The sequence below is a fragment of the Streptomyces sp. NPDC004126 genome, from assembly GCF_050275515.1.
Classification (GTDB): Bacteria; Actinomycetota; Actinomycetes; order Streptomycetales; family Streptomycetaceae; genus Streptomyces.
This window is the reverse complement of sequence record NZ_JBNNPF010000025.1, coordinates 107,004-119,517: the sequence shown is the minus strand read 5'-3', so window position 1 is coordinate 119,517 and position 12,514 is coordinate 107,004. Positions and strand designations below refer to the sequence as shown.

Sequence of the window (12,514 nt, the reverse complement as noted above, 5' to 3'; positions counted from 1 at the left end):
GCGTCGTAGAGGAAGCCGCCGTTGCGGGTGTACGAGGTGCCGGGGCGGCGTCCTTCGGGGTCGTAGAGGGTGCGCGAGCCCGGCGGCCGGGCCGGCGCAGGCGCCGGCGGGCGCGGTGACGGTCGACCCGGCGGTGGCCGGCGATCTCGCCGCGAAGACCAAGAACAGCCCCCCGAAGACCACGTTCTGGCTCCTGCCGGGCACGCACCGACTGGATCAGGACCGCTTCGCCCAGGTCGTGCCGAAGGAGGGGAACAGCTACCTCGGGGCGCCGGGCGCGGTGCTGGACGGCGGGAAGACCAACCAGTACGCGTTCGGCGGCGCGGCCCCCGACGTCTCCATCCGCCACCTGATCGTGCAGAACTTCGTCGCGCCGCCGGACGAGGGCGTGGTCAACCACGAGTCGGCCGACGGGTGGGTGATCGAGCACGCGGTGATCCAGGACAACTCCGGGGCGGGGCTGATGGCGGGCGCCCGCCAGCAGGTCCGGTCGAGCTGCCTGAGGAACAACGGCCAGTACGGGATGAACGCGTACAAGGGCGGGGGTCCGATCGGCGGCCTGGTGGTCGAGGGCAACGAGATCACGGGCAACAACAAGGACGACTGGGAGCGGCGCAAGCCGGGCTGCGGCTGTACCGGCGGCGTCAAGTTCTGGGCGGTCAACGGCGCCGACGTGCGCGGCAACTGGGTGCACGACAACCGCGGGACGGGGTTGTGGGCGGACACCAACAACAACGACTTCCGCATCGAGGACAACGTGCTGGAGGCCAACGACGGCGCGGCGCTGATCTATGAGATCAGCTACAACGCGGTCATCCGGAACAACGTGATCCGGAAGAACAACTGGGTCGAGGGCCGCAGGTCCGCCGAGCGGGGCGACGACTTCCCGTTCGCGAGCGTCTACCTGTCCGAGTCCGGCGGCGAGCCGCGGGTCCGCGCCCGGACGGACCGGATCGAGGTCTACCGGAACGTGCTGGAGAACAACTGGAACGGGATCACCCTCTGGGAGAACGCCGACCGGTTCTGCAACAGCCCGGCCAACACCTCCTCCGGTGTCTGCACCCTGCTGGTGGACCGCGCCGACCGCTGCGCCGCGCCGGGGATCGCCGGCGCGCCGCTGTACTCCGACTGCCGGTGGAAGACCCAGCGGGTGGACATCCACGACAACCGCTTCGTGCTGGACCCGTCCGTCGTCGACTGCACCGAGAAGTGCGACCGCATGGCGGTGCTGGCCAACTACGGCACCTATCCGGACTGGTCGCCCTACCAGGGCGAAGGGGTGGCCGAGCAGATCTCCCTCAAGCAGCAGAACCGCTGGCACGACAACGTCTACGTCGGACCGTGGAAGTTCGTCGCCCACGACCCGAGCCGGGTGCTCGACTCCGGGCAGTGGCAGGGCGCCCCGTACCAGCAGGACCAGGGCAGCATCTTCGGCCCGCGGGCCGGTGGTTGAGATGGCCGAGACGGGCGAGAAGCGGATCGTCGGCATCGCCTGGGGGCTGCTGATCCTCAACACCCTCGGCTCGGCCGGGGCGAAGACCATCATCCCGCTCCCCCGGTCGCTCATCCAGATGGCCACCATGGGCGCGCTGGTGGCCGCGTTCGTGCTGGCGCTCTCCGTCAACCTGCGGCTGCGCGTCCGGCCCAGCGCCTACGTGTTCCTGCTCACCCTGCTGCTGGTGCCGAGCCTGATCTCCAGCGCACACCTGGAGTCCGGGTTCGGCGCGCTGTTCCGCTGCGCCCGGCTGGCCCTCTTCATCGGCACGCTGTGGCTGCTCACCCGCTGGTGGGACGGCGGCCTGACGTTCGTCCGGCACCACATCAGGCTGTACCTCCTTGTGCTCGGGTCGGTGGCCGCGGGGCTGCTCGTCTCGCCGGGAGCCGCCATGCCCGACCTCTACGGCGGGCGGCTGGTCGGCGCGCTGTGGCCGCTGACGCCGCCGCAGATCGGGCAGTACGCCGCTGTGATCATCGGGCTCACCGTGCTGCTCCTCCTGGGCCGCAGGACCGACCGGTCCGGCGCGGCGCTGGTCATCGTGCCGTCGCTGGTCCTGCTCGCGCTGACCCACACCCGGACGGCGACGCTCGGCCTGTTCGCCGGGCTGGCGCTGGCGATCGGCTCGCTGATGCTGACCAGCTCCGCCGCCCGCCGGTTCTTCGCCTGGGCGGTGCTGATCGCGACGGTGGCCGCGGTGGGGTTCGCCTCCGCGCTGCAGGCGTGGTTCCTGCGCGGGCAGAGCCAGGAGAACTTCTCCAACCTCACCGGCCGGGCCAAGGTGTGGGACGCCCTGCTGGCGGCCCCCCGGTCGGCTTCGGAGGAGCTGTTCGGGATGGGCCTGGGCGACAAGTCGTTCGGCGGGCTGCCGATCGACAACAGCTGGCTGGCCGTCTACAACGAGCAGGGGCTGACCGGCACCGCGATCGTGGCGGCGGTCTTCGTCGTCCTGGGCGGCGTCGCGCTGCTGCGGCCGCCGTCGCTGGAGCGGGCCTGCGCGATCTTCCTGATCAGCTACTGCGCCATCGCCTCGTACACGGAGGCCGGGCTGGGCGACGCCTCGCCCTACCTGCTGCACCTGGCCGTGGCCGCCTCGCTGCTGGCGGCGCCGGCCGGGGCCGGGCCGCTCCCGGCGGCCGGCGGCCCCGCACGGCGCGTCCCCGTCCCCCGATGGATCCCGAACCGGGAGGTGACCTGAACATGCACGTCCTCGTGGTGCACAACCGCTACGCCTCGGCGCAGCCGAGCGGGGAGAACAAGGTCGTCGACCAGGAGGTGGAGCTGCTGCGGGCGGCCGGCCACCGGGTCGAGCTGTTCGAGCGGCGCAGCGACGACATCGGCGCCATGCCGCTGCCGGCCAAGGCCGCGCTGCCGCTGCTGGTGCCGTGGAACCCGGGGGTCCGCAAGGAGCTCGCCGCGCGGCTCCGCGCCGGGCGGCCGGACGTGGTGCACGTCCACAACGTCTTCCCGCTCCTGTCGCCGGCGGTGCTGGCCGCCTGCGCCGACGCCGGGGTGCCGGCCGTGGCCACGCTGCACAACTACACCCAGGTGTGCCCGCCCGGCACGCTCCAGCGGGACGGGCGGCCGTGCACCGAGTGCGTCGGTGCGACGCCGCTGCCCGCCGTGCGGCACGGCTGCTACCGGGGCTCCCGGGCGGCGACGGTGCCGCTGGCGGTGAGCCTGTCGGTCAACCGGCGCCGGTGGTGGTCGGGGGTGGAGCGGTTCCTGTGCATCTCCGCCGCGCAGCGCGAGGTGCTGGTGCGGGCGGGCATGCCGGCCGGGCGGCTGGCGGTGAAGCACAACTTCGTGCCCGAGCCCGGCGTCCGCCGGGAGGGTGCCGGCGAGCAGCTGCTCTACCTGGGCCGGCTGGCCGAGGCCAAGGGCGTCCGGCTGCTCATGGCGGCCTGGGACGAGCTGGCCGCGGCCGGCGGTGTGGGCGTTCCGCTCGTGATCGCCGGCACGGGGCCGCTGGAGGCGGAGGTGACCGCCTGGGCGGCGGGCCGGGACGACGTGCGCTACGCCGGTCTGTACGACCCGGAGCAGTGCCGGCGGGCCGTCGCCCGGTCGGTGGCCGTGGTGGCCCCCTCGACCTGGCTGGAGGCCTTCGGCCTGGTGGTCGTGGAGGCGATGGCGGCCGGGGTCCCGACCGTCGCCGCCGGCCACGGCGCCTTCGTGGAACTCGTCGAGGACGGGGTGACCGGCCTGCTCCACCGGCCGGGCGACTCCGCCTCGCTCGCGTCGTGCATACGACGGATCACGGCGGATCCGGCCCGGAACCAGGAGATGGGGCGGGCGGGCCGGCGCCGTTACGAGCAGGGCTTCAGCCCGCAGGTCGGGCTGGAGCGCCTGCTGGAGGAGTACCGGGCCGCGGTCGCGGCCCGGGCCGGCGGCGGGGAGGTCCCGCCGACGGTTGGGGAACAAGGGACTGGCTCGGGGCGGGGCAATCCGCCGCGGGCGGGATGGGGGCAGTAGATGACACGATGCCGACTGTGCGGTTCGGCGGCGCTGGCGAGCGTCGTCGACCTGGGGGCGACCCCGCCGTGCGAGAGCTTCCTCGCCGCGGACCAGCTGGACCTGCCGGAGCCCGCGTACCCGCTGCACCTGCGGGTCTGCACGGACTGCTGGCTGGCGCAGATCCCTCCGCTGATCACGCCGGAGGAGACGTTCAAGGAGTACGCGTACTTCTCCTCCTTCTCGACCTCCTGGGTGGAGCACGCGCGGACGTTCGTCGCGGACGCCGCGCAGCGGGTGGGGCTCGGCCCGGACTCCTTCGTGGTCGAGGTCGCGAGCAACGACGGGTACCTGCTGAGGCACGTGGTGGACCGGGGGATCCGCTGCCTGGGCATCGAGCCGTCGGTGAACGTCGGCGCCGCGGCCCGCGAGGCGGGTGTGCCCACGCTCACGGAGTTCCTGGACCCGGCCACGGGGGCCGCCGTCCGCGCCGAGCACGGGCCCGCGGACCTGGTCGTAGCCAACAACGTGTACGCGCACATCCCGGACGTGGTCGGGTTCACCCAGGGGCTGCGCTCCCTGGTCGCCGACGACGGCTGGGTCTCGATCGAGGTGCAGCACCTGCTGACGCTGATCGAGGAGAACCAGTACGACACGATCTACCACGAGCACTTCCAGTACTACACGGTGGCGTCGGCGGCGCGGGCACTGGCGAGCGGTGGACTCTCGCTGGTGGACGTGGAGTTGCTGCCCACGCACGGCGGCTCGATCCGGCTGTGGGCGCGGCCGGCCGAGGCGGCCGGCGAGCCGACCCGGAGGGTGGCCGAGGTACTGGACCGGGAGAAGGCGGCCGGGCTCCAGGAGCTGTCCGGGTACGCCGAGTTCTCCGCCCGGGTGGCGAAGGTGCGCCGGGACCTGCTGCGGTTCCTCATCGAGGCGGCCGAGCGCGGCGAGACGGTGGTCGGCTACGGCGCCCCCGGCAAGGGCAACACCCTGCTCAACCACTGCGGCGTCCGGCCCGACCTGCTCGCGTACACGGTCGACCGCAACCCGTACAAGCACGGAAGGTTCACCCCGGGCACCCGCATCCCGATCCTGGCGCCCGAGCAGATCGCCGCCGACCGGCCGGACTACGTGCTGGTCCTCCCGTGGAACCTGCGGGCGGAACTGGTCGAGCAGCTGTCCTTCGTGCACGAGTGGGGCGGCCGTCTGGTCTTCCCCATCCCGGAACTGAGCATTGTCGAGGTGAAGTCGTGAAGGTCGTACTGTTCTGCGGCGGTTACGGGATGCGGATGCGCAGCGGAGCCGCGGACGACGTGCCCAAGCCGATGGCGATGGTCGGTCCGCGGCCGCTGATCTGGCACGTCATGCGCTACTACGCGCACTACGGGCACAAGGAGTTCATCCTGTGCCTGGGGTACGGGGCCCACCACATCAAGGACTTCTTCCTCAACTACGAGGAGACGACGTCCAACGACTTCGTCCTGCGGGGCGGGCGGACCGAGCTGCTGTCCACCGACATATCCGACTGGACGATCACCTTCGCGCAGACCGGCGTCGAGTCGCCGATCGGGGAGCGGCTGCGCCGGGTGCGCCACCACCTGGACGGCGACGAGATGTTCCTCGCCAACTACGCCGACGTGCTCACCGACGCCCCGCTGCCGGAGATGATCGACCGGTTCTCCCGGCGCGACGCCGGCGCCTCCATGACGGTGGTGCCGCCCCAGTCCTCGTTCCACTGCGTGGACCTGGGCGAGGACGGCCTGGTGGGGGGCATCACCCCGGTGAGCGAACTGCCGCTGTGGGAGAACGGCGGCTACTTCGTGCTCCGCCAGGAGGTCTTCGACCACATCCCGGAGAACGGGGACCTGGTCGCCGACGGCTGCGCCGCGCTGGCCAAGCGGGGCCGGCTGGTGGCGCACCAGCACCGGGGCTTCTGGAAGCCGACCGACACGGTGAAGGAGCGGGCCGCGCTCGACGAGGCGTACGCCCGCGGCGACCGTCCGTGGGCCGTGTGGGAGCGCGACGGCGCGGGGGCGGGTACCGCGTGATCAAGCTCAGTGCCGGGCGCGTGGACCGGATCGTCGCGGTCGGCGCGCACTGCGACGACATCGCCATCGGCGCCGGCGGCACCCTGCTGACGCTGTGCGAGGCCCGGCCGGGCGTCCGCGTGGACGCGCTGGTGCTCTCGGGCGGCGGCGGCGACCGGGAGCAGGAGGAGCGGGCCGCGCTCGCCGCGTTCTGTCCGGGCGCCGACCTGCGGCTGACGGTGCTCAAGCTGCCCGACGGCCGGATGCCGACGCACTGGGACGAGGCCAAGGCCGCGGTCGAGGAGCTGCGCGGGCGGACCGACCCCGATCTGATCCTCGCCCCGCGCACCGACGACGCGCACCAGGACCACCGGGGTCTGGCGCGGCTGGTGCCCACCGCGTTCCGCGACCACCTCGTGCTCGGCTACGAGATCGTCAAGTGGGACGGCGACCTCGGCCGTCCGTCGGCGTACCAGCCGCTGTCGCCGGAGACGGCGGAGCGGAAGGTGCGGCTGCTGCAGGAGCACTACCCCTCGCAGCGGCACCGCCCCTGGTACGACCGGGAGGCCTTCCTCGGGCTGGCCCGGATCCGCGGCATCGAATGCCACGCGCGCTACGCCGAGGCGTTCGCCGTCACCAAACTCACTCTGAACCTGGGGGATTGAACCTTGCGCGTACTGCTGACCGGACACCAGGGCTACCTGGGCACCGTGATGGCCCCGGTCCTCGCGGCCGCCGGCCACGAGGTCGTCGGCCTGGACTCCGGCCTGTTCGCCGACTGCCTGCTGGGCCCGCGGCCCGCGGACCCGCCGGGGCGGCGGGTGGACCTGCGCGACGTCACCGCCGAGGACGTGGCCGGGGTGGACGCGGTGATCCACCTTGCCGCGCTCTCCAACGACCCGCTGGGGTCGCTGGCCCCGCAGCTCACGTACGACATCAACCACCACGCGTCCGTGCACCTGGCCCGGCTGGCCCGCGACGCCGGCGTGCGGCGCTTCCTGTACGCCTCCACGTGCTCGGTCTACGGCGCCGCCGGCGGCGACGCCCTGGTGGCCGAGGACGCCCCGCTGCGCCCGGTGACCCCGTACGCGGAGTCCAAGGTGCGGGTGGAGGACGACCTGCACGAGCTCGCCGACGGCGACTTCAGCCCGGTGTACATGCGCAACGCCACCGCCTTCGGCTACTCCCCCAGGCTCCGCGCCGACATCGTGGTGAACAACCTGGTGGGCCACGCCCTGCTGTCCGGCGAGGTGCTGGTGATGTCCGACGGCACCCCGTGGCGGCCGCTGGTGCACGCCGCCGACATCGCGCGGGCCTTCACGGCCGCGCTGGAGGCGCCGCGCGAGGCGGTGCACGACGAGGCGTTCAACATCGGCAGCGAGGCCAACAACGTCACCGTCGCCGAGATCGCCGGGCAGGTCGCCGACGCCGTCGCCGGATCCAAGGTGGTGATCACCGGGGAGACCGGCGCCGATCCGCGCTCGTACCGGGTGGACTTCTCCCGGTTCCGCGCCGCGGTGCCCGGCTTCGAATGCGCGTGGACGGTGAAGCAGGGCGCGCTCGAACTCGCCGACGCCTACCGCGAGCACGGGCTGACCCGGGAGTCCTTCGAGCAGCGCTTCACCCGGCTCGCGGTGCTGCGCGCGGCGTCCGAGGCGGGCACGGTCGACGACACCCTGCGGTGGCGCCGGTGACCGCGCCCGGCCGCGAGATGCACGCCCTGGTGGAGCGGCTGTACCCGCTGTGCCGGAGCATCACCGGCGACGGCGTGCGCGCGACCCTGGACGTCGTCGGCGAGTACGTCCCGCTGGAGGTGCACGAGGTGCCGACCGGGACGCAGGTCCTGGACTGGACGGTGCCGCAGGAGTGGAACATCCGGGACGCGTACGTCGCCGACGCGTCCGGGAAGCGGGTCGTCGACTTCGCCGCGTCCAGCCTGCACGTGCTCGGCTACAGCGTGCCGGTCTCGGCGGTCATGCCGCTGTCCGAGCTGCGCCCGCACCTGTACACCCTGCCCGACCACCCGTCCTGGGTGCCGTACCGCACCAGCTACTACAAGCCGGAGTGGGGGTTCTGCCTGGCCCAGGAGACCCTGGACGCGCTGCCGGACGGGGAGTACGAGGTGCGGATCGACTCCACGCTCGCGGACGGCCACCTCACCTACGCCGAGCACGTGGTCCCCGGCCAGGTCTCGGACGAGGTGATCGTCTCCTGCCACGTCTGCCACCCGTCGCTGGCCAACGACAACCTGGCCGGCATCGCGGTGGCGGTCTTCCTGGCCCGGGCGCTGGCGGAGCGGAAGCCGTACTACACCTACCGGTTCCTGTTCGCGCCCGGCACCATCGGGGCGATCACCTGGCTGGCCCGCAACGCGGAGCGGATCGACCAGGTCAAGCACGGGCTGGTGCTGGCCTGCGCCGGCGACCGGGGGCAGCTGACCTACAAGCGGAGCCGGCGCGGCGACGCGGAGATCGACCGGGTGCTGAGCCATGTGCTGACCGCCTCCGGACGCCCGCACGGCGTCAAGGAGTTCACCCCGTACGGCTACGACGAGCGGCAGTTCTGCTCGCCGGGGTTCGACCTCGGCGTGGGCTCGCTCAGCCGCACCCCGTACGCCGGGTACCCCGAGTACCACACCTCGGCGGACAACCCGGACTTCGTCACCCCGGAGGCGATGGAGGACACGCTCGCCCTCTGCCGGGAGGCGTTCGCCGTACTGGACCGCAACCGGCGGTACCAGAACCTCAGCCCGTACGGGGAACCCCAGCTGGGCCGGCGGGGGCTGTACGACTCGCTCGGCGGCCGCAGCGACGCGAAGGAGGCCCAGATGGCCATGCTGTGGGTGCTCAGCCTGTCCGACGGGGAGCACGGCCTGCTGGACGTGGCCGAGCGGTCGGGGCTGGCGTTCGACACGGTGGCCGCGGCGGCCGACGCGCTGCACGCCGCCGGACTGATCAAGGCATGACGCCGATGCCCACCGAGGGGGAAGAGACGACGGCACCGGCGGCGCAGGCGGCCCCGGCGGCCCCGGACGCGGACACCTCCCCGCGGACCGCCAGGCGGGCCGTCCTCGGCCGGCTGTCCTGGGGGCTCGCCGACCAGGCGGCCTCCAGCGTGTCCAACTTCGCGGTGGGCATCTACGTGGCGCGCTCGCTGGGGCTGGCCGCGTTCGGCGTGTTCAGCCTGGCCTGGGTGACGTACGGGGTGGTGCTCAGCGTCTCCCGCGGGCTGGCCACCGACCCGCTCGTGGTGCGCTTCAGCGGGGTGCCGGAGGCGTCCTGGCGCGGGGCGGTGGCCCGGTCGTCGGGTACCGCGCTCGGTGTCGGCGCCGCCATCGGCGCCGTCTGCCTGGTGGCCGGTGCGGTGCTGGGCGGGCTCGTCGGGACCGCGTTCGCCTGCCTGGGCCTCGTGCTGCCGGGGCTGCTGCTCCAGGACGCCTGGCGGTACGCGTTCTTCGCCGCCGGGGCCGGGCGCAAGGCCTTCGTCAACGACGTGGTCTGGGGCGTCGCGCTCGTCCCGGCCATGGTGGTCGCGGCCCGGGTGGGCAGCGTGGCCGCGTTCGTGCTCGCCTGGGGCGTCTCCGCCGCGGTGGCCGCGGCGTACGGCTGCTTCCAGTCGGGGATCCGGCCCCGCCTGGCCGGTGCCCGCGAGTGGGTCCGCGACCACCGCGACCTGGGCTACCGGTACCTGGTCGAGAACACCTGCGTCAGCGGCGCGAGCCAGCTGCGGGCGTACGGGCTCGGCGCGATCGTCGGGGTCAGCGCGGTGGGCGTGGTCCGGGGCGCCGAGCTGCTGCTCGGGCCGTTCCTCGCCGTGCTGATGGGGCTGTCGCTGGTCACGGTCGCCGAGGCGGCCCGGGTGCTGCGGCGGGCCCCGCACCGCCTCGGCGTGTTCTGTCTCCTGCTCGGCGGCGTGCAGGCCGTCGCCGCGCTGCTCTGGGGCGCGGCCCTGCTGCTGGTGCCGGACGGGCTCGGCGGGCTCGTCCTCGGCGACGTCTGGGAGGGGGCCTCGCAGCTGATCGTGCCGGCCACGCTCGGCGTCGCGGGCGCCGGCCTGGGCACCGGCGCGGCGGCCGGGCTGCGCGCGCTCGGCGCGGCCCGGCGCAGTCTGCGCAGCCAGTTGTTCGCCTCCGCCTGTTACGCCGCGGGCGGGCTCGGCGGTGCCGCCCTGGCCGGCACGGTCGGCTCGGCCTGGGGGGTCGCCGCCGCGACCGCCTGCGGCTCGGCCGTGTGGTGGCTGCACCTGCGGTCCGCCCTGCGCGAGCGCACGCATTCGATCCGCGAAGTGAGGACCTCATGAACGACCGTCCCAGGCTGAGCATCGGCCTGCCCGTCTACAACGGCGAGGAGTACCTCGCCGAGTCGCTCGACGCCCTCCTCGGCCAGACCTACGAGGACTTCGAGCTGGTCATCTCCGACAACGCCTCCACCGACGGGACCCGGGACATCTGTCTCAAGTACGCCGCGCGGGACTCGCGCATCCGCTACCTGCGGCTGCCCCGCAACATCGGCGCCGCGCCCAACCACAACCACGTGTTCACCGAGTGCCGCGGCGAGCTGTTCAAGTGGGCCTCGCACGACGACCTGTACGCCCGGGACCTGCTGAAGCGCTGCGTGGAGGCGCTGGACGAGCGGCCGGACGTGATCCTCGCGCACAGCGGCCAGGCCGTCATCGACGGCGACGGCCGGGTGAAGGTGCCGTACGAGTACGGGATCGCCACCGATTCGCCGAGCGCGCCGGAGCGCTTCCGCAGCTTCCTGTTCGCGCCCGGCGGCGACGACTTCTACGGGGTGATGCGGGCCGACGTGCTGCGCCGGGTGAAGCCGCACGACAGCTACCACCACGCGGACCGCACGTTCGTCGCCGAGATCGTCCTGAACGGGCCCTTCCACCAGGTGCCGGAGCTGTTGTACTTCCGCCGCGACCACCCCACGCGCGCCGAGCGGGCGAACCCGGGCAAGCGCTCGCGGTGCGTCAACCTGGACCCGCGCCGGGCGGGCGCGCTGCACCCGACGCCCCGGCTGCTCGCCGAGTACGTCCTCGGGTTCCTCGGGGCCATCGGGCGGGCGCCGCTGTCGGCGGCCGACCGGCGCGCCTGCTACCGCCACCTGGCGGTGTGGATGGCCAGCCGGGCCCGGCCGGGCGCCGGTGAGCGGGTCGAGGACCGGGCCCCGGTGGTCCCGGCCCGGCTCGCGGTCTCCGTCGACGAGCTCGTCGCCGGGCGCGAGGGGAGGGGGGCGTGAGCGGCGCGGACGGATCCCCGGTGCGGGTCGGGGTGTTCGGGCTGCTCGGCTCGGGGAACCTCGGCAACGACGGGTCGCTGGAGGCCGTGCTCGGGTACCTGCGCGGGGCGCACCCGGAGGCGGCCGTGGACGCCCTGTGCGGCGGGCCCGAGGTCGTCTCGGCCCGGTACGGGATCCCCGCGACGCGGCTGCACTGGTACCGCGGGGAGTACCGGACGGCGTCCCGGGCGGGGGCGGTCGCCGGCAAGGGCCTGGGCAAGCTCGTCGACGTCTTCCGCACCGCGGCCTGGGTGCGCCGGCACGACGTGGTGATCGTGCCGGGCATGGGCGTCCTGGAGGCCACGCTGCCGCTGCGGCCGTGGGGCTTCCCGTACTCGCTGCTGCTGCTCTGCGCGAGCGGGCGGCTGCTGGGCACCCCGGTCGCGCTGGTCGGCGTGGGCGCCGCCCCGATCGCCGACCGGCCGACCCGGGCGCTGGTGCGCTGGTCGGCGCGGCTGGCCGCGTACCGGTCGTACCGGGACGGCCTGTCCCGCGACGCGATGCGGGAGATGGGCGTGGACACCTCGCGCGACGAGGTCTACCCGGACCTGGCGTTCGCCCTGCCCGCGCCGGCGGGCAAGCCCTCGGACGCGCCGGGGGTGGTCTGCGTGGGCGTCATGGACTTCCACGGCGGCAACGACGACCGGGCGCGGGCCGAGGAGATCCACCGGCGCTACCTGGACGGGACGACCCGGTTCGTCCGCGCGCTGGCCGCCGAAGGCAGGCCGGTCCGGCTGCTCACCGGTGACGCGTGCGACGCGCCGGTGGTCGAGGCGATCCTCGAAGCGGTGGACTCGCCGCTGGTCACCGCCGCCGGGGCGGCCTCGCTGGACGGCCTGATGAAGGAGGCGGCGGCGGCCGACGCCGTGGTGGCGACCCGCTACCACAACCTGGTCTGCGCGCTGAAGGCCGGCACTCCGACGCTCGCGCTGAGCTACGCGGCGAAGAGCGACGCGCTGATGGCCCGGATGGGGCTGGACGCGTTCCGCCACCCGGCCCGCGAGGTCGACGCCGACCGGCTGCTCGGCCAGTTCCGGGAGCTGGAGGCGCGGTCGGCGGAGCTGCGGCGGACCCTCGCCGAGCGGAACCTGGCCGCCGCCCGGCTCCTGGAGGAGCAGTTCTCGGCCCTGACCGCGGCCCTGTTCCCGGCGGCCGGCCGCACCGCCCGTGGGCGGGGGCGGGCCCCCCCCCCCCCCCCCCCCCCCCCCCCCCGCGGGTCCCCGGGTAAAAGACACCTATTGCCGGCCGGGCGCGGG

Annotated in this window: 10 protein-coding genes and 1 pseudogene; all 11 read left to right on the top strand. The window is 73.8% G+C overall.

Going from position 1 to position 12,514, the window contains the following annotated elements; all coding sequences use genetic code 11:
- Positions 1–64: 64 nt before the first annotated feature.
- A pseudogene (locus ACQKM2_RS23640) lies at positions 65–1,453 on the top strand (right-handed parallel beta-helix repeat-containing protein); the annotation flags it as partial.
- A 1-nt stretch (position 1,454) separates the two neighbouring features.
- Complete coding sequence (locus ACQKM2_RS23635; protein ID WP_427712835.1) at positions 1,455–2,693, top strand: O-antigen ligase domain-containing protein; 1,239 nt, start codon at positions 1,455–1,457, stop codon at positions 2,691–2,693.
- Positions 2,694–2,695: 2 nt separating this feature from the next.
- Positions 2,696–3,967, top strand: a complete 1,272-nt coding sequence (locus ACQKM2_RS23630) for a glycosyltransferase (protein WP_427712833.1) — start codon at positions 2,696–2,698, stop codon at positions 3,965–3,967.
- Positions 3,968–5,203 (top strand): class I SAM-dependent methyltransferase, encoded by a 1,236-nt coding sequence (locus ACQKM2_RS23625; RefSeq protein WP_427712830.1) that lies wholly within the window; start codon positions 3,968–3,970, stop codon positions 5,201–5,203.
- Positions 5,200–5,997, top strand: a complete 798-nt coding sequence (locus ACQKM2_RS23620; RefSeq protein WP_125594691.1) for a glucose-1-phosphate cytidylyltransferase — start codon at positions 5,200–5,202, stop codon at positions 5,995–5,997. Before ACQKM2_RS23625 ends, ACQKM2_RS23620 begins: the two co-directional genes overlap by 4 nt.
- Positions 5,994–6,641, top strand: coding sequence for a PIG-L deacetylase family protein (locus ACQKM2_RS23615; protein ID WP_427712826.1), 648 nt, complete (start codon positions 5,994–5,996; stop codon positions 6,639–6,641). The genes ACQKM2_RS23620 and ACQKM2_RS23615 overlap by 4 nt, the downstream gene beginning before the upstream one ends.
- 3 nt (positions 6,642–6,644) lie before the next feature.
- Positions 6,645–7,670, top strand: a complete 1,026-nt coding sequence (locus ACQKM2_RS23610) for an NAD-dependent epimerase/dehydratase family protein (protein WP_427712824.1) — start codon at positions 6,645–6,647, stop codon at positions 7,668–7,670.
- A complete protein-coding gene (locus ACQKM2_RS23605) occupies positions 7,658–8,941 on the top strand; it encodes a DUF4910 domain-containing protein (RefSeq protein ID WP_427712821.1) in 1,284 nt (427 codons plus the stop codon). The genes ACQKM2_RS23610 and ACQKM2_RS23605 overlap by 13 nt, the downstream gene beginning before the upstream one ends.
- A complete protein-coding gene (locus ACQKM2_RS23600) occupies positions 8,938–10,275 on the top strand; it encodes a hypothetical protein (RefSeq protein WP_427712818.1) in 1,338 nt (445 codons plus the stop codon). The genes ACQKM2_RS23605 and ACQKM2_RS23600 overlap by 4 nt, the downstream gene beginning before the upstream one ends.
- Complete coding sequence (locus ACQKM2_RS23595) at positions 10,272–11,219, top strand: glycosyltransferase family 2 protein (RefSeq protein ID WP_427712816.1); 948 nt, start codon at positions 10,272–10,274, stop codon at positions 11,217–11,219. The genes ACQKM2_RS23600 and ACQKM2_RS23595 overlap by 4 nt, the downstream gene beginning before the upstream one ends.
- Positions 11,216–12,514, top strand: a 1,299-nt coding sequence (locus tag ACQKM2_RS23590; RefSeq protein WP_427712814.1) for a polysaccharide pyruvyl transferase family protein, incomplete at its 3' end; no start/stop codon positions are given. The genes ACQKM2_RS23595 and ACQKM2_RS23590, both read left to right, overlap by 4 nt.

What these genes read in the sequence shown, in the direction of transcription:
- ACQKM2_RS23635 (WP_427712835.1), top strand. Translation starts at nt 1,455, where the DNA reads ATGGCCGAGACGGGCGAGAAGCGGATCGTCGGCATCGCCTGGGGGCTG.
- ACQKM2_RS23630 (WP_427712833.1), top strand. Translation starts at nt 2,696, where the DNA reads ATGCACGTCCTCGTGGTGCACAACCGCTACGCCTCGGCGCAGCCGAGC.
- ACQKM2_RS23625 (WP_427712830.1), top strand. Translation starts at nt 3,968, where the DNA reads ATGACACGATGCCGACTGTGCGGTTCGGCGGCGCTGGCGAGCGTCGTC.
- ACQKM2_RS23600 (WP_427712818.1), top strand. Translation starts at nt 8,938, where the DNA reads ATGACGCCGATGCCCACCGAGGGGGAAGAGACGACGGCACCGGCGGCG.
- ACQKM2_RS23595 (WP_427712816.1), top strand. Translation starts at nt 10,272, where the DNA reads ATGAACGACCGTCCCAGGCTGAGCATCGGCCTGCCCGTCTACAACGGC.